Genomic DNA, 19,816 nt, shown 5'->3' on the forward strand with positions numbered 1-19,816 from the left:
GACCACCCTAATTATACTCACTGCCAAGAAACTTGGTGGCTAAATTTCACCACATAGTCGACAGCAGAAATGATTGTTAAAAGGACAGCGAGATAAATCAAGGCCGTACCGAAGGGCCAGCCCAGTATTAGTAAGACAATGGCTACCATTTGGGTAACCGTTTTAACCTTCCCCCAGGGACCGGCTGCAATAACAATTCCTTCTGAAGAGGCCACTGCCCGTAAGCTGGTAATGCCCAGTTCCCGGGCCAAGATAATGATAACCACCCAAATGGCCAGTTTGTTTTGGACCGCCAGGGCAATGAGGGCCGTTAAGACCAGCAACTTATCAGCCAGGGGGTCCATAATCTTCCCGTAATTGGTCACCAGGTTATTCTTTCGGGCCAGGTAGCCGTCGAGAAAGTCTGTGAAGGAGGCTGCAATAAAAATAATAGCGGCCACCACTTCCGCTCGTCCCGATCCCACCATTTGAAAGATGAGGTACAAGGGGATCATAACAATCCGTAAAGTGGTTAGCATATTCGGTAGATTCATCATCTTAGATCAACTCCCCTACCATATCATATTCATCAACGCCAGTTAGGCGGACCTGTAAGGTATCTCCCACTTGATAAGCCCCTACTTCGGCTTGGACCAGAATAAAGGGGTCAATATCCGGGGCCTCAGCAAAACTCCGAGTCAGGTAAAGGCCCTCTATATCCGGGCTGATTTCTTCCACGACCACCAGCCGCTCTTCTCCCTCTGCTGCCCGGTGCTTGTCCTGCATGATTTGGAACTGGTCATCCATCAGGACCTGAGCTCTCTCTTCACGGATTTCTTCCGGGATTTGATTGGGCATTTGTCCAGCAGGGGTCCGGTCCTCCTGGGAATAGGGAAAGACGCCGACCCGGTCCAGCTTAGCTTCCTTTAAGAAGGCCAGAAGATCGACAAACTGATCCTCCGTTTCGCCGGGATAGCCGGTAATAAAGGTTGTCCGAAAAACCATATCCGGAATGGCTAGCCGGAATCGGTGAATAATATCTTTGATTTCAGCCTTAGTGATATGGCGGCGCATCGAATCCAGGATATCATCATTAATATGCTGAAGCGGCATATCAATGTAGTTGCAAATCTTGGCCTCTTCTTTAAAGCAGGTAATGAGTTCATCGGTAATATGGTCCGGATAGGCATATAAAAGGCGGATCCATTCCAAGTCCTCAACCTGGCAAAGCTTACGCAGCAAGGTAGCTAGTTGAGGCTTACCGTATAAGTCAAGGCCATAGTAGCTGGTATCTTGAGCGATCAGAATGAGTTCCCGGGTGCCCTGGGCCACAATGGCCTCCGCTTCAGCCAGGATATCCTCCATAGGCCGGGACCTATAAGGGCCCTGCATGTCAGGAATGGCACAGTAGGAGCAGCGATTATTGCAGCCTTCAGCGATAGAGAGGTAAGCATAATGCCCTGGCGTACTGACCAGCCGGGCTTCATAGTCCTTGGCCTCAGGAAGACGCCAGTAGCGATCCACTTGGATGGGCGGCTGACCGGCCTGGTAGTAGTCCTGGATAATCTCCACGATGTGGTCATAACCGGTCGTCCCTAGGAAAAGGTCCACTTCCGGCATGGCCTCTTCTAATTCATCGGCATACTTTTGGACCAGGCAACCCAAGGCAATTAAAAGCTCTAAGTGACCGGATTCTTTATAGTCAGCATAGGCCAGTAATGTATTAATCGATTCTTCCTTGGCGGCGGTAATAAAGCCACAGGTATTGACAATGATTACCTCAGCCATCTGGGGATCATTTGTTAAGCTGAAGTCACCGGATGACAGTAAGCCTGCCATCACTTCACTATAGACGGTATTTTTCGCACAACCAAGGGTTTCGATATATATATGCTTCACGCTGTATAGCCTCCATTAGGTATTGCTGTTGTTGAATACTTCCTCGTATTCCTCCAGGGTCATCTTGATTTGTCGTGGTTTACTGCCTTCATAGGGGCCTACATAGCCTAGGTCTTCAAGCTGGTCAATAATCCGGGCAGCCCGGGTATAGCCAATTCTAAAATGACGTTGCAGCATGGAAATGCTGGCCTGACCACTCTCAATAAAGAGTCGGCAGGCATCCGGGAGCAGGTCATCGTAGGCCGCTTCGCCGGCTTCGCCTTTTTGACCATTTTCAGCCATGGCCACTTCAGCGGCCATCACTTCTTCATCATAGTTTGGTTGGGCTTCAGCTTTAACCGCCTCTACCACTGCATCAATCTCATCATCGGTTACAAAAACGCCCTGAACCCGCTTGGGTTTAGCTATGCCTGTTGGGTAAAAGAGCATATCACCGCGACCAAGCAGCTTCTCAGCCCCGCCCATATCCAGGATGGTTCTGGAATCGACCTGGGAGGAAACAGCAAAGGCAATCCGGGACGGGATATTGGCTTTGATAATTCCGGTGATGACATCAACAGAGGGGCGCTGGGTAGCGATGACCAGGTGCATGCCGGCGGCCCGGGCCATCTGGGCCAGGCGGCAGATAGCATCCTCTACATCAGCCGGCGCGACCATCATGAGGTCTGCCAATTCATCAATAATGATGACAATATTCGGCAGGGTTTCTGTTTCTGGGGAAAACTCTCCCTTGGCTTGCCGTTCGAGACACTTTTCATTATAACGGCGGATGTCCTTAGCCCCTGTCGCGGCAAATTTTTCATACCGCTTTTCCATTTCCTTGACCGCCCAGCGCAGGGTACCGGCTGCCTTTTTAGGATCGGTAACCACCGGTGCCAGGAGGTGGGGAATCCCGTTATAGTTGCCCAGCTCAACCATTTTGGGGTCGATCATGAGCAGCTTGACTTCATAGGGCTTGGCCTTGTAAAGCAGGCTAATAATGAGGGCGTTTAAGCAAACACTCTTCCCGGACCCAGTCGACCCGGCAATCAGGAGGTGGGGCATTTTGGATAAATCAGTGACGATTGACTGGCCACTGATATCCTTACCGAGGACAACACTCAAGGGGCTATCGGCCTCTTGGAAGGCCTTGCCTGCGATTAATTCCTTGATCCGCACGACCCGGGCCCGCTTGTTAGGTACTTCAATGCCCACCGCCGGCTTGCCCGGAATCGGTGCTTGAATTCGAATCCCGGTCGTGGCCAGGTTAAGGGCCAGGTCATCGGCCAGGTTGAGGATTTTACTGACCTTGACGCCGGCTGCCGGTTGGAACTCATACTCGGTAATGGTCGGGCCCACACTCACCGAGTGGATGGCCCCCTTGACCCCAAAGTTATCCAGAGTTTCAACCAGGGTCCGGGCATTTTCGTCAATTTCTGCCTGGTCAATCTTTAACCCCTTTTTAGAGACATCTTCTAAAAGGTCAACAGAAGGCAGGTGGTAAAGCTGTTGGGGCGAATGGGCCTTGGCTGCAACGGCATCTGCCAGGCCACTTTCTACATAGGACTGGACCTGCTGACGGGCATCCTCTTCCCTTAACTCTTCTTCAAACTCTTTCAAGTTGCTGATAAAAATGGTCTGGTCCGCCAGGGTGGGGTTGTTTTTTTCCGCCTGGCCCTTCCTTTTCTTTCTAGGTCTTTCGGTCCGCTCCTTTTCTACAGGTGAGTTATCAGCAGCGGCCAATTGTTTCTGGGCTTTTTTTTCAGGTAAGCGACTTTTTACCCGGTCAATCAGTTTATTATGACCTTCCTTAGCAGGCCGGTCTCCAGCCTGGTGGTCATCAACAAAGACAAAATGTCTGAACTGGTCTGTAAATTTTCCAATCGCCGGGCGTAAATTGTTGGCCAGGCTTTTTAGCCAAATGACCAACTTGCCTTCACTGCCATAGTATAAGAAAATCACCATGCCGGCAATCATAATCAGCCGGGTGCCTGTAGCCCCAAAAAGTTTAACAAACAGGTAGGAAACCAGGGCCCCAATCAGGCCGCCGCCAATCCCATCCCTGCCATATTCAAAGCTCTTTTCCAGTTCAATATTAAGGTGCTTGATGCCTAAAAACAGGACGGCTATGCCAATAAAGCCAATCACCTGGAGGCGGTTGGGTGAAAAACGTGGCACACTGAGATGGACCCCTAGGGTCCCAATGAGAATCGGTACAAGGAAGCCGCCCGAGCCAGCCAAGGAATGAATAACTCGATAGAAGAAGCCACCCAATACCCCCATCTCATCATTGAGATTAGAGGGATGGATACCAGCGCCTTGTGCTAAAACCCAGACTAGGTAGCCGGCTAAAATAATAAGTATTAATCCACTTAGCACGCGCAATAGGATATTTGACCGATCAAGTTGTTTTTTTCTAGCCAAAAACATCACCTCCGTAATAGGTAATTCATATCAAGTCATCATATCATGAATAAGGTGAAAAGGAAAGTGCGATACTTTTAAGTCATTTCTCTTTTCCTTTAAAAGTAGCGATTATTTTTTCCGCCGCCTCTGCCTTAGAGAGGACGTCTAAATTCAGCCAAATTAAATTCGGGTCCCGTCGAAACCAGGTCAGCTGCCGCTTGGCAAATCGCCGGGTATTCTTTTTCACGTCATTGATGGCTTTTTCCAGGGACATTTCCCCTTGAAAATAGGGGATGAATTCCTTGACCCCAATGGCCCTCAAGGCCGGGGTATCGGCCGGCAAGCCTTGCTGCAATAAGGCTTCCACCTCAGTTAAAAGGCCCTGGTCAACCATGAGGTCAACCCGGCGGTTAATCCGCTCATACAGGCGTTTCCGGTCCATGGTCAGGCCAAAGAAAGTTAAGTCATAGGCCTTTTGCTGATACTTGGCCAGCATATCCTTTTCCAGGAAATCCTTCTGTTTCAAGTAGTATAATTCCAGGGCCCGGATCACCCGCCGGGGGTCCCTTTTCTCAACATGGTTCAAGAGGTCCGGGGCCCTTTCGAGAAGGAAGTTGACCACTGTGGCCAGACCCAATTCTTGAACCTTTTGCTCCGCTAAAAGGCGCCTCTGCCGGTCGGTGTCGGCATACTGGTAGTCATAAATCAGGCCATTAATGTACAGCCCGGTGCCGCCGACGACAAAGGGAACCTTCCCCCTTTGGCCGATATCCTCAATCCGCTGACGGGCAGCTGCTTGAAACTGGGCTGCAGAATAGGCCTCGGCCGGCGGACGGTCGGCAATCCCATAATGAACGACACCGGCCATTTCCTCTAGAGAGGGCTGGGCGGTACTGATGGCCATGCCTTGATAAATCTGCATAGAGTCACCGGATATGATTTCTGCATCCAGGGTCTTCGCCACCTCAATGCTTAAGTCGGTTTTACCACTGGCTGTCGGCCCAACAAGAACCAATAATTTTTGCATACCTACTCCTTTACCCCTTACCCGGGAAAGCTTCCTCTTTTGAAAAAGAGATACAAATCATTCATGCTGATTTCAATAAAGATAGGCCGGCCATGGGGGCAGGTCCGGGGAGACGACAGCTTGGCCAGGCTCTGGATCAGGGCATGTTGTTCTGCATGGCTGAGGGGCCAGTTGGCCTTGACTGCCGACTTACAGGCCCGGGTGGTCAAGACTTCCTCCCGGATTTCAGCGATGGTCAGCCGGGGGTTTTCTTCAAAAATATCGAGGATTTCCAGGATAAAGTCCTTGATATTGGGCACATGCACCAAAACCGCCGGCAGGGCCACAACGCTATAGTCCTCGTCGATGACCTCAATGATAATCCCCATATCCCGTAAGGCCAGGATGGCCCGGTTGGTTGCATCCTTCTCCCTGGGGGTCAAGTCCAGGGGAAAGGGATGGAGCAGGTGCTGGATCAGGACTTTTTCTTCCTTTTCTTGGGCCATAAAGGCATCGTACAGGATCCGCTCATGGCAGGTGTGCTGGTCAATGATATAAAGGGCCTTCTTACTTTGGGCAAGAATAAAGGTATTATTTAATTGACCAATCACCTGGAGGTCGTGAAGGTCTCCGATATCCAAGGGCTCCTCAGCAGCTACATCAAGGGAGCTGGCCAAAAAGCCCCTGTTGGCTTCAGGGTCGATATCCAAAGTCGGACGCTCATGCGCTAAAGCTGGATGGTCACTTGCAGCCTCTTCATTTTTCTCATACTGATAGGTTGAGCGCTGGTCACTCACTTCAGGTACAGGGCTAAATGCAGGGGCCTGGTGACTGGTATAGGCATCTGAGTTAAAGGGGAGCTGCTGGGACCGGGGAAAGGGGCCCTTAGCCGCCCCCCTCCCCTCCTGCCGGCCTAAGCTGAAGGGGGGATCTATTGCTTCTGACTCTTGCTCCTCTGAAAATAAGCCCTTGTCAGCTAAATCGTCTTCCCGCAAGGCTGCCGGGGTGTAAGTCAGGGCTACCCGGTCCTTCCAGATGATATCTCTGACCAAGTCTTCCAATTGACTTTGCCACAAGCCCGGATGGGCAATTTTTACCGTGGTTTTAGCCGGATGGATGTTCACATCCAGGGTATCCGGAGGCACCGTCAATAACAGCAGGCTGGAAGGAAACCGTCCCTTGGGGATATAGGTGTGGTAGGCATTTTCAATAAGGGTATTAATTTCCTTACTCTTGACCCAGCGACCATTGACAAAGACCGTCATTTCTTTCCGGTTATTCCGGGTGACGCTTGCATCGCTCATCCAGGCTTCTGCAAAAATCCCCGGTGCCAGTTCCACTTCTTCCAGATGGAGTAAGTGCCCCTGGAGGTCTGCGCTCCGGAAGTAAACAAAGCGGTCTTCGACAGAATCCCGCCCCACGGTCGTGTAAACCAGTTGGTTATTGTGGGATAAGGTGAAGGTCACCTGGGGATAGGCGGTGGCGTAGACACTAAAGAGCTCTGCACACTGGCCGAACTCATAGCTTTCCGATTTTACGAATTTACGCCGGGCAGGCACATTGTAAAAGAGGTTGCGGACCTCTATTTGGGTCCCCTGGCGAGGGGCTACGGCCTCAAAGGCCTCGCCGGGGTTGGCGCCGGGGTTGTACTTCCAGGTCTTTTCCTCTTTCGCAGTGCCACTGGTGGCAGAGGCCTGACTGACAGTAGCAATGCTGGCCAAAGCCTCCCCCCGGAAACCAAAGCTATGTAGGGCAAAAAGGTCGTTAAAGTCCGATATTTTGCTGGTGGCATGACGTTCAAAGGCCAGGGGCAGGTCATCCTTGGTCATGCCACTGCCATTGTCTGTCACCTGGATGAGCCGCATGCCGCCGGCCTGGAGCTGGATATCAATGGTATCCGCCCCGGCATCAATGGCATTTTCCAGAAGCTCCTTGACGACAGATACCGGCCGCTCAATCACTTCTCCAGCGGCTATTTTATTGGCGATTTGTGGGCTAAGTATATTAATTTGACCCATAGGAACTACCTTTCTATTGATCTGAAGACCGGAGGAACCGGCCTGCTTCTTCCTTCAGTGCCAGGGCCCGGTTTAACAAGTCCCCGACGGACATGCCCTCGATATCCCAGTTGGCCACTAGGCTAATAAATTGCTCTAATTGCAAGTTTTGCCCCCTGAGGCTAATGTCCTCATCCTTCACAGCCTTTAAATTGGCCTTTCCTTCTTTTTCCAGGGTCTGGAGGGCATTCTCTGCCATGGCAATGATTTCTGCCGGCAAGCCGGCCATTTTAGCGACATGAATGCCGTAGCTCTTACTGGCTGGTCCCTCTTTAATGGTATGCCGGAAGACAATGTCAGAGCCGACATCATCTACCGCTACAGACCGGTTAACAATCCCATTGTCTTGGGCCAGGCTGGTTAATTCGTGGTAGTGAGTGGCAAAGATGGTCATGGCCTGAATCCGCGCATTCATATAACGGACAATCGCATAGGCAATGGAAAGGCCATCGTAGGTGCTGGTCCCCCGGCCAACTTCGTCCAGGACCACCAAGGACCGGCTGGTGGCGTAATTCAAGATATTGGAGACCTCGTTCATTTCAACCATAAAAGTACTCTGCCCCTTAGAAAGCTGGTCACTAGCCCCAATCCGGGCAAAGACCCGGTCGACAACGGCGATTTCTGCGGCCTCTGCCGGCACAAAGGACCCAATCTGCATCATAATCGAAGCAATGGCAATGCTCCGGCAGTAGGTGCTCTTACCACTCATATTCGGCCCGGTTAAAAGGACAAAACGAGAAGTGCGGGGATCAAAGGAGACATCGTTGGCCACATAGTTCGTTGCCCCTACGGCCTGCTCAACCATAGGGTGGCGCAGGCCACGAATGGCAATGCCTTGGTCCTGGGGAACCGGCCGGGTGTACTGGTTACGGATGGCGCAGGTGGCCAAACCGGCATGGACATCTAGGAGGGCTAAGAGCCGGCTGCTAGCCAAAATCCTTGCCACATGGTCCCCCAGCTGGCGACGGATATCGACAAAGAGGTCATACTCCAGGCTTTTCAACCGGTCGCTGGCCCCCAACATTTTTGCCTCCATATCCTTGAGGTCCGGAGTGATATACCTTTCCGAATTAGCCAGGGTCTGCTTTCTTTCGTAGTCTGCCGGAGCCTTGTCCAACTGGCTCTTGGTGATTTCAATGTAGTAGCCAAAGACCTTGTTGAAGCCGACCTTCAAGTTTTTAATATTGGTCCTTTCCCGCTCCCGGTCCAGGAAGTCGGTCAGCCAGTTTTTACCATCCCCAACCATGCTACGGAGCTCATCAACCTCATCACTATAGCCATCGCGAATGAGGCCACCATCACGGAGGGAAAAGGGGGCATCCTCTGCTATGGCCCGGTCCAGGAAGGCATAAAGGTCCTGGAGGGTATCAAAAGACCTGTCAAGGGCCTGGAAGCTGGGGGTTATGAGCTGGCCGACGACCCTTTTAATAGCCGGTAGCCGCATAAGAGACTGTTTTAATGAGAGGAGGTCTTTGGCATTGGCCGTTTGGTAGGAAATCCGGGAGGTAATCCGCTCCATATCCAGAACGTGTTCAAGCTGGTCCCTCAAGGCCTCTCTTGCCTGGTGGGCATGGAAAAATTCTGCTGTGGCAGCCAGCCGGTTTTCTATTTCCGGCCGCTGGGTCAGGGGGTGTTCCAGCCACTGGCGCAAGAGGCGGCGGCCAAAGGCGGTTTTGGTCTCATCTAAAATATCCAGGAGGGCTGGGGCCCCATCATTAAAGGCCAGGGACCGCTCCAATTCTAAGTTGTAGCGGGTGGCCCGGTCTAGGACCATGTAGTCATCAATCTGGGTGAGGTGGAATTGGGTAATATTAGCCGCCTTACTCCGCTGCATGGTTTCGATATAACTCAAAAGACCACCGGCAGCAGCAATGGCTGCCCCCTCTCTTGAGGGGTTGGCATAGCCGAAGACTTCCAGGCTATTGACCTGGAAGTGGCCCTTGAGGTAGGCTTCAGCATCCTCCAGGTGGAAGGCGTGTTCATAGTGGCCATTGTATTGAATACCGTGGTCTCCAAGGGCCTCCTGGCATTGCGCTAATAGACTCCTATCCGACTCACTGTAGATAATTTCAACCGGATGGTAGCGGTCCAGCTCTTCCAGGGCCGTACTGGTATCAGTGGGGTAAAGGGCAAAGAATTCACCGGTAGAGGCGTCAGCGATGGCAAAGCTGGTCTTTTTACCGCCAGAAGCTACAGCGGCTATATAGTTATTATCCTTAGCAAGCATCTGGTCATCTAAGACAATCCCCGGGGTAATAATCCGGATGACTTCTCTTTTAACCAGCCCCTTGGCTTCCTTGGGGTCTTCGACCTGTTCGCAAATGGCGACCTTATAGCCCTGGCTTACCAAGGTGGCCACATAGGATTCGGAGGAATGAAAAGGAACCCCGCACATGGGTACTTTAATATTGTTCCCCCCATCTCGGGCCGTTAAGGCCAGGCCCAGGACCCGGCTGGCTGTTTCTGCATCTTCACCAAACATTTCATAGAAATCGCCCATCCTAAAAAAGAGGATGGCATCCTCGTGCTCAGTTTTAATGGCATTGTACTGTTTGAACATCGGCGTTGTTCCTTGCATGCTTCCTCCTATTTAATCTGGACGATTGTGGCGCCGTCGCCACCTTCACTAAAGTCCCCCAGGCGGTAATCGGCGACATGGCTGTTTTTCTTCAGGGCGGTATGCACAGCCTGACGTAAGATACCGGTGCCCTTGCCATGAATGATGGTAACTTCATTTAAGTTATTGAGGGCTGCTTCGTCCAGGTACTTATCCATGATGGCTACCCCATCTTCAGGGTACTGGCCGCGAATATCCAGTTCCGTAGAAACAGACTTGACTTTTTTGCCGGCTGACTTCTTAGGATTACCGGCTGTTGAGGACCGGCCGGCGCTGCCGCCATGGGCTAGGTCACTGATATTCACATTTAACTTCATGGGGCCGGCCTGGACCAACAAGTCTCCCTTTTTATCCGGCAATTCCAGGACCGTTGCTCCCTGGGAAAATTTCGGTAGGTAGACGTCTTGGCCCACTTCAAGGCTATCTTTTTCCAAGGGCTTATGGGTACTAACCTCGTTTTTATGACGTAAGCGGGCGGCGCCTTTTGCCGCCCGACGGCCCAGCTGCCTAACCTGACTGACCCCTTTTTGGGAGGGGTCCTTTCGCAGTTTTTTCAGTTCTTGTTCAATGAGGTCTGCTTCAGCCCGGGCCTCGGTTAAAATTTTAGCGGCCTTGTCTTTACTGTGGGCCAGCATGGCCTCTTCCTGTTTGGCCAAAGTCGAGGCCTTATGTCTAAGATCCGCTTCCCGACGGTCCAGTTCCTCTTGCAAATCCTTTAACTGTCGGTCTAATTCTGCCGTCCGCAATTGTTCTTCTTGCAAATTTTTGATGAGCCGTTCGGTCTCACTTTCAACCTCTTTAGCCAGTTGGTCGGCCCGGTCAATAACCCTTTCCTTTAAACCAATCCGCTTGGCAATGGCAAAGGCATTACTGTTCCCGGGGACCCCAATTAAGAGCCGGTAGGTGGGTTGGAGGGACTCGACGTCAAATTCGACACTGGCATTGGTGACACCCGGCCAGTGGTAGGCAAACCGCTTCAGCCGGCTATAGTGGGTCGTCGCCAAGACATAACTGCCCTTGGCCAGGGACTCTTCCAAAATGGCAATGGCCAGGGCCGCCCCTTCAGACGGGTCTGTGCCGGCCCCAAGCTCATCATATAAAACCAGGGTGTCCTTGTCCAATTCCGGTAGGATTTGGCAGATTTTTGTTAAATGGGCTGAAAAGGTACTCAAGGACTGTTCAATACTCTGTTCATCGCCAATATCGGCAAAAACCCGCCTAAAAAGGCCTATCCGACTATCTTCACGCACCGGAATGTGGAGACCGGACTGGTGCATCAGGATTAAGAGACCCGCTGTCTTAAGGCTCAGGGTCTTCCCGCCGGTATTGGGCCCGGTGATGATGAGTGCCTGGCGGTGGGCGCCCAGGTCGATGTCAATCGGCACCACCGTTTCCGGGTCTAAAAGGGGGTGACGGGCCTTGATCAATTCAAAAAAGGTCCCCTCTTCAAAATCCGGGGCAACGGCCTTCATTTGCAGGGCCAGCCGGCCCTTGCCAAAGGTGAGGTCCAGGTGAGCTAAAAATTCAAGGTTATCAAGTAAATTGGGCACATAAGGCCGGAGCAGATCGGCCATTTCCCTTAAAATTCGCAAGACCTCCTCTCGATCGGCCAATTCCAGAGCAGCTATATTGTTGTTCTTTTCAACCAGGGCTAGGGGTTCGATGAAAAGGGTGGCTCCGCTGGCACTTTGGTCATGAATGATGCCCGGCATTTTTGACCGGTAGCTGGCCTTGACCGAAAAGACGAAGCGGTTATTCCGGATGGTTAGAATCTGGTCTTGGAAATAGTCCTCATAATTTCTATTATGCAGCATTTTTTCCATTTGGCTGCGGACCTGCTGGCGGAGGCTGGTCTGGTTGCGACGGATATTAGATAGCTTGTCGGAAGCATGGTCCAGGACCTCGCCATCATCCCCTATTTTTCTTTTAATACTCTTGGTCAAGGTGTCAAAAACATGGAGCCCTTCTGCCCAGTCGGCTAAGGCGGGGATTTCACTGGCACTGTGCTTGTCCAAAAGGAAATTTTTAAGCCGCTTGGTCGCATAAAGGACGGTATAGATTTGTAAGAAGGCAGGCCCTTCTAAGACGCCCCCCACCTTAACTGTTTTTAACAGGTCCCTGATGTCATGGATGCCGCCCAGGGGAATGTCGCCATCCACTTCTAAGAGGGATAGGGCCTCTGCCGTTTCCGCTTGCCCCAGGGCAATTTCCCGGGCATGGGTCATCGGTCTCAAGCGACTGGCAGCCTGTTTACCCAGCTGGGATGAACATTCCTTCTCCAGGCGGTCTATAATTTTAAAGTAATCTAATTTTTCCAGGGTTTTAGAATCTGCTAGGCCAGCAGCTGTATTCATTAAAACACTCCTTGTGTGAACTGTTCATCGGCCGGAGGGGTATCCTTCATTAACCCAGCGAGGCGGTCTGCATCTGTTGCCTTAAAGGCCGGTTCGCCCTGAGCATACCGGGTCAGGGCATCAGCAAATACCTCGACCAGGGTAGACAGCTCTGCCTGGCTTAGATAGGCCCCTTCAATCCGCCAACTATCGAGGGATAAGGCCAGGAGGTCGTCCATATGCTCATATAAAGACAGGAGCCGCCCATTGAGGACCAGAAGGTCTCCGTAGCTGTTTTCAGAACAGGGGAACTGGCTGCCCTTGGCCTGGTGGAGGACTGCGGGATGGTCCAAATCAGTCTGTCCGGCTTCCGTTAAAGATCCGTAAGCACTCTGCAGGAGGGGGTAGCGGCCGGCAACAATGATTTCCAGCGGCACATTGCCGATAGCTGATAAGTCATCAATCTGCTCCCGACTTAATTCAGGGGACAGGGTCAGACCGGATAAGCCCGCCTGGGTCCAAAAACTCAGGGTCACATCATTGGTGACATTGAGGGGGTAGCTGCCTCTTAGGTTCTCGTACCACTGCTTGGCCGCCAGCTGAGAGATGTTACTGATATAGCAGGTGCTCACGCCCCATTGCGCCAATTGGTGCAGGCGGTTTGTAGAGATCTTTTGCTGATCCGGCATGACAATGGGGCCTTCTTCAGCGCTGACCTGGCAACCGGCAGCAAGCAGGGAGACAATGTCCGCTTCTTTCCAGGGGAAGGGGGCGGCCTGGGCCGATACCTTGATAATGATGTGGTGAGCGCCCCAGGCCAAGGCCAGCTGGGCCTGGTCAGGACTGGCCACGGTAACAGCCAGGTCCGGCAGGGGCCAGGTCTTGACTTGGGGCGGAATGCGGTCTAGGCGGGTATAGGCCCCCTCTAAAAAGGCCTCCCTGCTTCTTTTTTCCCGGTCGGTCTCTTCTTCAGAAAAAGCCTCAACAGTTAACCGTCTGACCCGGTTTAAGACGCTGGCCGGGATAAATACATCCTCTCCTGCCTCCAAGCCAACTTCCCCTAAAATAAACCGGGTCCCACCCAAGCGGTCCAGTTGCTTCCGTACCACCTCTAAATCAGTGGCCTGGCGGTTAGCCGCTTGAACAATATACTCATCTTCAAGGGTTACCGGTAGTTCTTGGTCAGAAGCCATGACTTGAGCCGTTAAGGGTGCACCTACAGTGGCATAAAGATAGATATCCAAGCGGTCCTTGCCGGCAGGGATTTGTTTTTCCTCCCGGGCCAGGCCCTTGACAAGTTGGTTGTCATAGCTCTTAAAAATATGATAGGGACCACCGGGAATTTTTTTCACCTGGCTCGGCAGTTCAACCAGGTCGCCTTTTTTTGCTTTTCGAACTGCTTCCTGACGGATAAATATTTTATTGATATAGCCACCATCAAGGACAGCGCCCTCCCCATCTAGTAAAACGTACCCATCACCGAGGGCCAGGGGTTGAGCAAGGCTGACAAGCAGACGGTTTTTTTCCACTTTCTTGACCTGGCCCAGGGGAATCCCCTTGTGGTTGGCCAGCCGGGTGCTGAGTAGGTCCTCTTTTTCCGCCCCACCAAGGTAACCCTGGGTAAAGCCACCCCGGTTATAAATCTGGGCCATTTTATTGATTTCACGGCTGACCTCTTGACTGGTCAGCGGCTGGTGGGTCATACAGGCATCGATCTGCTTACGATAGGCACTGACTGTTGAGGCGATATAAGCTTCTTTTTTCATCCGTCCTTCAATCTTCAGAGAACTAATCCCCAGTTGGAGCAGGGACGGCAGTTCTTTCAGGGTGCACAGGTCTTTCATGCTGAGCAAGTGCCCCTCCTCCACGACCTGGGCCTGGTCATCGAGGAGCTGGTAGTTTTGTCGACAGGGCTGGGCACAGGCCCCGCGGTTACCGCTCCGTCCGCCGCAGAAGCTACTCATCAGGCAGTTTCCCGAATAGCCCATGCAGAGGGCCCCATGGATAAAGACCTCCAGCTCTATGGGCGAGGCCTGATGGATTTTTTTGATATCCTCTGTAGTACACTCCCGTGCTAGGACGACGCGCTCAAAGCCAAGCTCATGGAGTTGAAGGGCACCTGCCGCATTATGGACAACCATTTGGGTAGACCCATGGAGGGGCAAGTCCGGCAGCTCTTGCCGCAAGAGAGTAGCCAGACCCAGGTCCTGAATAATTAAGGCATCCACTCCAGCTTCGTAGAGGTCATAAACGGCCTCTAGGGCCTGGCTCAACTCATGGTTAAAGAGCAAGGTATTGACTGTGCAGTAGGTCTTGACCCCATACCGGTGGGCATAATCAATGCCGGCCCGGATTTCTTCCGGGCCAAAGTTTTTAGCATAGGCCCGAGCGCTAAAGGCTTGACCCCCGAAATAAACAGCGTCCGCACCGACGTTGACAGCCGTTTGCAGGCAGGATAGGTCTCCGGCCGGTGCTAATAATTCGGGCTTATTCATCGATTAACGCCTCCAATAACTCGCTCGATGTACTCCAAGTATGATACAGGTTTTCCAGATCTGCTTCAAGTTGGTCCTTTTCTAAAAGCTGGGCTTCATAGGCCGCCTGGGACTCTTGCGTATAGTTTTGCGCCGCTTCAAGAAGGGCCCCCTCCACTGCTTCCAAGGCCTCTTCTTTTTCAGCAATTTCTTTTTCAGCCCGAGCAATCTGGTCTCTCAGCTTACTCTTGCTTAATTTATTTTTACCGTCTTTTTTAGGCGCAGGGCTTTTGGCTTCCTCTTTTGCATCAAGGCCTTTCTCCTGGCTTTTCAAGGCCGCCAACTCTGCCTGTTCGGCCAATTTTTCCCGGTAGTAGCTATAGTTGCCATAATAGATCTGAACCTCTCGGTTATCAAAGGCCCATGTTTTATCTGTCACCTCATCTAAGAAGTAGCGGTCATGGCTGACAATGAGAAGGGTCCCGGGGTATTCCTTTAAGTAGGCCTCCATGATTTGCTTAGAAGCTATATCCAGGTGGTTGGTCGGTTCGTCCATAATGATAAAGTTTGGCCGTTCCAGCAAAAGCATAAGCAGGGACAGCCGGGCCTTTTCCCCACCAGATAGGCTTTTCACCTGCTTATCCCAGTCGCTTTCAAAAAAGAGCATTTTAGCCAGCTCGCTCCGGGATTCGGGTAGATTTAAGTCCGTGTGGTAGAGGATTTGGTCTAAGACCGTGCTCTCGTAGTCCAGCCGGGATTGTTCCTGGTCAAAGTAGGCCCAATGGACTCTGGATCCAAAGGCCACTTCGCCGGCAGCAGGAGAAATTTGCCCAATAATGGTCTTTAATAGGCTGGACTTGCCACAACCGTTGGGCCCAATGATGCCAATCTTATCCTGCCGGTAGACGGTTAAATGCAAGTGGGAGAAAAGTAGGTCCTGGTCAAAGCCCTGGGCAAGGTCATGAAGGTCCAAGACAATCTTGGCGGACATATCCACATCAAAATCCTTAAAATGGGCCGTCTTATCCCTTTCGGTCTTTTCCAGGATTTGCAAACGGGCCAGTTTTTTCTCCCGGCCCCGGGCCTGCTTGGCCATCCGGCCGGCCCTGTTTTTTTCAATGTAGGCCTGCTCCTTGGCAAGCATCCGCTGCTGGTTGGCCACAGCCTTGTCATGGGCCAGGTCAGCCTCCCGCTTTAAGACCAGGTAGCGGGAATAATTGCCCGGATAGGCCGTTAAGCTGCCATGGTCCAATTCCAGGATCTTACTGGTAACCTGGTCTAAAAAGTAGCGGTCGTGGCTAATGAGCAGGAGGCTCCCCTTGTAGTTTTTCAGGTAACCTTCCAGCCAGTCAAGAGCCTTAATATCCAGGTGGTTGGTCGGCTCGTCCAGGAGCAGAATATCCGGCTCCCGGACCAGTAAAGCGGCCAACTCCAACCGGGTTCTTTCCCCACCGCTAAAGGTATGGAGGGGGCGGTTGTAGTCCGCTTCTGTAAAGCCCAGGCCCTGGATAACCCCCTTGACCCGGCTTTCTATGCTATAGCCCCCCTGCTTTTCATAGGCATGGGTGAGGTCAGCATAGCGGTCGTAGATGTCCTCGAGGCCGCCTCCATCGGCCTGGCTCATTCTTTCCTCTAACTGGCGGAGTTGCCGCCGCATATCAAGGATATCATCAAAAACAGCCATCAAGGCATCCAGCAAGACGGTATCCGATTGAAAATCAATCCGCTGTTCCAAATAGCCCAGGGTGCAGTCTTTTTGGATGCTGATTTGACCGGCTTCAATAGGAAGTTCACCGGTGAGACACTTGAAAAGGGTTGTTTTTCCGGCGCCATTTGGACCGATTAGACCGATCTTTTCACCCTCTTGGATGACGAAGGATAGGTGGTCGAAGGTTGGCTCTACAATATAGGCATGGCGTAAGTCAGATGCTTGAAGGACAATCATTGTCTCACCTCTTCGAAATAAATTAGGATTACTCAGGGGCAGCCAAGTGGTTGGCTTTAAGTTGGCCACAGGCCCCGTCAATATCTGCCCCTTTTTCTTCACGAATACTGGCGGCCAGCCCCTTAGCAACCAGTTTATTTTGAAAGGCCCTAGAGGCCCGCATATCCGGCCGGAAAAAATCTTTGCCGCTGACGGGGTTAACCGGAATGATGTTGAAGTGGCAGTCCAGCCCCTTCACCAACCGGACCAGTTCATCGACCTCTTTATTTCCATCATTAACACCGGCAATCAGGGCGTATTCAAAGCTGATCCGCCGGCCGGTCTTGTCACAGTAATAATGACAGGCCTCTATTAATTGATCTAAAGGATAGCTTTTAGCCACCGGCATGAGCCGGCGGCGGGTTTCATCATTAGATGCATGGAGGGAAATAGCCAGACCGATATCTGTCTGCAGGTCTGCAAACCGTTTGATTTCCGGAACCAAGCCACAGGTGGATATGGTCATCCGGCGTCTGGCCATGTCTGCCCCCCGCTTATCACAAAGGATATCAATAGCCTTAAGAACTGTATCAAAATTGGCAAAGGGTTCCCCCATCCCCATAAAGACCAGGTTACGGACCTGCATCGGCTCCCCTTCTGCCTTCAAGAGGGCGTTGGTCCCATAGACTTGACCTAGAATTTCAGCAACTGTGAGTTGCCGGTGAAAGCCCAGGGTCCCAGTGGCACAAAAGGAACAGCCCATGGCACACCCGACTTGGCTGGACACACACAGGGTATTCCGCTGCTTGCTATAGTCGCCGCGGTACTTCATAAGGACGCATTCAATCAGCTGGCCATCACCCAGGCCCAAGAGGTATTTTTCCGTTCCATCCTTGGAGACCTGCCTTTTAAGGCAGGTGGCCGGATCAATAGTGTAACCATCTGCCTGCAGTTGGTCAATGAGGCCCTGACTTACATTGTGGGCCTCATCCAGGGCGGCGATTTGCTTGTCGTGGAGCCAGGCAAAGAGCTGCTTCACCCGGAAGGCCGGTTGACCATAGCTGGTCAGCAAGGCGGCCAGCTCATCAAAGGATAGGTTTCTTAAGTCAGTCATCCTGGCCTACCTTTCGAAATTTCGCAATGAAAAAACCATCCATTCGATCCCGCTGGGGAAGGATGCGGCAGATATGGCTAGCCCCTTCTAACACATAAGGCTGTAAAAGGTCCGGTAAGGGGACCGGTCTAAAGTCCGGATGACGGTCGAGGAAGTGCTGGCATTGGTCTTCATTTTCAGCCCGGAAGGTGGTACAAGTGCTATACAGAAGGGTCCCGCCTTCTTTGAGGGCCACAGCCGCCTTATCGAGAATGGCGGCCTGCAAATTCACCAGGTCAGGCACCTGTTGACGACGTCTGTGCCAGCGGGCGTCAGGACGGCGGTTGAGCACGCCTAGACCGGAACAGGGGGCGTCAACGAGGACCCGGTCATAGGTGCCCTGGGCCTCCAGCGTCTGAGCATCCTGGACCCTGGCCTCAATGCTGGAAATGCCTAGTCTATCCCTATTTTCCTTAATCAGCTGGACCCGGTGGGGATGGAGGTCAAAGGCATCAACCCGCCCTTGATCCTTCATCAGGGCGGCGACATGGGTTGTCTTCCCCCCTGGTGCCGCGCATAGGTCAGCAATATGCTCACCGGGCCTTGGGTCCAGGGCATGGGCTACAAGCATCGAGGAAGCATCCTGGATGATAAAGTCGCCGGCCTGAAAACTCTTGACCTGGCGAAGGCCTCCCGGCGTATAAAGGATTAAACCTTCCGGGACCTGGTTCAGCCGGTCTGCCCGGACCCCTTCCTGGGCCAGTTTTTTAATTAAGGCATCCGGTTGGATCTGTAGGGTATTGACCCGGGCCAAGAGGGGCGGCCGGGCGTTCATATATTGGCACAAGGCCTCTGCGCCGGCCTTGCCGTATTCCTTCAGCCAGGTATCTACAATCCACTGGGGAAAACTGTAGTACTTGGCCAGGTAACCGGCTGCATTTTTCCGCTTATCCGGCCACTTCACCGGCTGGTCGTCCTTGAGATAGTTCCGCAAGATGGCATTGATGAATTTATCTGCCTGTTGGTGTTTACCTTGGAGCCGTTTGGCTGTATTGACGGCCTCACTGACGACAGCATGGTCGGGAATCCGGTCTAAAAAAATCAATTGATATAGGGCCATCCGTAAAATTTTATGGGTATAGCTGTCTAATTTTTTAAGCGGCTTATTACTATACTTGGCCAGAACATAGTCCAGGTGGTCTCGGTAGGTCACCGTGCCATAGACCAACTCTGTGACCAAGCCCTTATCTTCAGCAGATAGCTCACAAGAAAAAAGGGCTTTATCCAATTCAAGATTGGTATAAGCCCCCTCTTCATCAACTGCATAGAGTATCTGCACCGCGAGATCACGTGCATGATGCTCAGTCACTGCGGCCACCTCCAAAAATAAGGATCAAACGCAAGAGTTGAAAAATAGCTGTTACAGCAGCCGCTACATAGGTTAGAGCAGCGGCACCTAAAACCGACTTGGCGCCGGCAAGTTCGCCCTGGTTCAAAATATTTTCTCCACCCAAGGTCGCAATGGCTCGGCGGGAAGCGTTAAACTCCACCGGCAGGGTGATGACCTGGAAAAAGACGATAAGGGAGAAGAAAATAATACCCCATTTGATAAGTGGTGCTGCACTCAACACAATTCCCAGGATAATCAGCGGCAGGTACAAAAAGCTACCGAAGTTGGTAATGGGGATAACAGTATTACGAATCCGTAAAGGAAAGTAGCCCTTGGCATGCTGGATAGCATGGCCAACTTCATGAGCAGCAATCCCTACAGCAGAAATAGAATTGCCGTAATAAACGTCATAAGATAGACGGACTTCCTTTTCACGTGGGTCATAATGGTCACTGAGTTCGCCACCGATTTGACTGATGGTTACATCATAAAGGCCGTTATCATCAAGCATTTTGCGGGCCACATCTAAGCCTGTGTAGCCCTGCATATTGGCAATGTCATTGTACTTGCGATAGGTGCTGGATATCTTACTTTGCGCATAAACCCCTAAGATCAGGCAGGGAATAAGCAGTAGAAATGTCGGGTCAAAATACATGATT

At 51.9% G+C, this 19,816-nt stretch carries 12 protein-coding genes; all 12 read right to left on the reverse strand.

The window, feature by feature from the left end:
* Positions 1-17: 17 nt before the first annotated feature.
* Complete coding sequence (gene pgsA, locus ACLGL1_RS04730) at positions 18-536, reverse strand: CDP-diacylglycerol--glycerol-3-phosphate 3-phosphatidyltransferase (protein WP_411007609.1); 519 nt, start codon at positions 534-536, stop codon at positions 18-20.
* Position 537: 1 nt separating this feature from the next.
* Positions 538-1,878 (reverse strand): 30S ribosomal protein S12 methylthiotransferase RimO, encoded by a 1,341-nt coding sequence (gene rimO / locus ACLGL1_RS04735; protein WP_411007610.1) that lies wholly within the window; start codon positions 1,876-1,878, stop codon positions 538-540.
* 15 nt (positions 1,879-1,893) lie between these two features.
* Positions 1,894-4,281 (reverse strand): DNA translocase FtsK 4TM domain-containing protein, encoded by a 2,388-nt coding sequence (locus ACLGL1_RS04740; protein WP_411007611.1) that lies wholly within the window; start codon positions 4,279-4,281, stop codon positions 1,894-1,896.
* An 82-nt stretch (positions 4,282-4,363) separates the two neighbouring features.
* Positions 4,364-5,290 (reverse strand): tRNA (adenosine(37)-N6)-dimethylallyltransferase MiaA, encoded by a 927-nt coding sequence (gene miaA / locus ACLGL1_RS04745; protein WP_411007612.1) that lies wholly within the window; start codon positions 5,288-5,290, stop codon positions 4,364-4,366.
* Positions 5,291-5,307: 17 nt separating this feature from the next.
* Complete coding sequence (mutL, locus tag ACLGL1_RS04750) at positions 5,308-7,287, reverse strand: DNA mismatch repair endonuclease MutL (protein ID WP_411007613.1); 1,980 nt, start codon at positions 7,285-7,287, stop codon at positions 5,308-5,310.
* Positions 7,288-7,300: 13 nt separating this feature from the next.
* Complete coding sequence (gene mutS, locus ACLGL1_RS04755; RefSeq protein ID WP_411007614.1) at positions 7,301-9,904, reverse strand: DNA mismatch repair protein MutS; 2,604 nt, start codon at positions 9,902-9,904, stop codon at positions 7,301-7,303.
* An 8-nt stretch (positions 9,905-9,912) separates the two neighbouring features.
* Positions 9,913-12,297 (reverse strand): endonuclease MutS2, encoded by a 2,385-nt coding sequence (locus ACLGL1_RS04760; protein ID WP_411007615.1) that lies wholly within the window; start codon positions 12,295-12,297, stop codon positions 9,913-9,915.
* On the reverse strand, positions 12,297-14,771 hold the full coding sequence (locus ACLGL1_RS04765) for a DUF3656 domain-containing U32 family peptidase (protein ID WP_411007616.1): 2,475 nt from the start codon (positions 14,769-14,771) through the stop codon (positions 12,297-12,299). The genes ACLGL1_RS04760 and ACLGL1_RS04765 overlap by 1 nt, the downstream gene beginning before the upstream one ends.
* Entirely contained in the window at positions 14,764-16,695 is a 1,932-nt protein-coding gene (locus ACLGL1_RS04770; protein ID WP_411007617.1) for an ABC-F family ATP-binding cassette domain-containing protein, read from the reverse strand. Before ACLGL1_RS04770 ends, ACLGL1_RS04765 begins: the two co-directional genes overlap by 8 nt.
* 28 nt (positions 16,696-16,723) lie before the next feature.
* Positions 16,724-17,788: a 23S rRNA (adenine(2503)-C(2))-methyltransferase RlmN gene (gene rlmN / locus ACLGL1_RS04775; RefSeq protein WP_411007618.1), complete on the reverse strand. Its 1,065-nt coding sequence runs from the start codon at positions 17,786-17,788 to the stop codon at positions 16,724-16,726.
* Positions 17,781-19,136, reverse strand: coding sequence for a 16S rRNA (cytosine(967)-C(5))-methyltransferase RsmB (gene rsmB / locus ACLGL1_RS04780; protein ID WP_411007619.1), 1,356 nt, complete (start codon positions 19,134-19,136; stop codon positions 17,781-17,783). Before rsmB ends, rlmN begins: the two co-directional genes overlap by 8 nt.
* The gene (locus ACLGL1_RS04785) at positions 19,129-19,815 is read right to left on the reverse strand and encodes a zinc metallopeptidase (protein WP_411007659.1); all 687 of its coding nucleotides are present in this window, start codon (positions 19,813-19,815) and stop codon (positions 19,129-19,131) included. The genes rsmB and ACLGL1_RS04785 overlap by 8 nt, the downstream gene beginning before the upstream one ends.
* Position 19,816 lies beyond the last annotated feature (1 nt).

This window comes from Peptococcus simiae (assembly GCF_046569735.1).
In the GTDB taxonomy this organism is placed as follows: Bacteria; Bacillota; Peptococcia; order Peptococcales; family Peptococcaceae; genus Peptococcus; species Peptococcus simiae_A.

What these genes read in the sequence shown, in the direction of transcription:
- pgsA (WP_411007609.1), bottom strand. Translation starts at nt 536, where the DNA reads ATGATGAATCTACCGAATATGCTAACCACTTTACGGATTGTTATGATC.
- miaA (WP_411007612.1), bottom strand. Translation starts at nt 5,290, where the DNA reads ATGCAAAAATTATTGGTTCTTGTTGGGCCGACAGCCAGTGGTAAAACC.
- mutL (WP_411007613.1), bottom strand. Translation starts at nt 7,287, where the DNA reads ATGGGTCAAATTAATATACTTAGCCCACAAATCGCCAATAAAATAGCC.
- mutS (WP_411007614.1), bottom strand. Translation starts at nt 9,904, where the DNA reads ATGCAAGGAACAACGCCGATGTTCAAACAGTACAATGCCATTAAAACT.
- ACLGL1_RS04760 (WP_411007615.1), bottom strand. Translation starts at nt 12,297, where the DNA reads ATGAATACAGCTGCTGGCCTAGCAGATTCTAAAACCCTGGAAAAATTA.
- ACLGL1_RS04765 (WP_411007616.1), bottom strand. Translation starts at nt 14,771, where the DNA reads ATGAATAAGCCCGAATTATTAGCACCGGCCGGAGACCTATCCTGCCTG.
- ACLGL1_RS04770 (WP_411007617.1), bottom strand. Translation starts at nt 16,695, where the DNA reads ATGATTGTCCTTCAAGCATCTGACTTACGCCATGCCTATATTGTAGAG.
- rlmN (WP_411007618.1), bottom strand. Translation starts at nt 17,788, where the DNA reads ATGACTGACTTAAGAAACCTATCCTTTGATGAGCTGGCCGCCTTGCTG.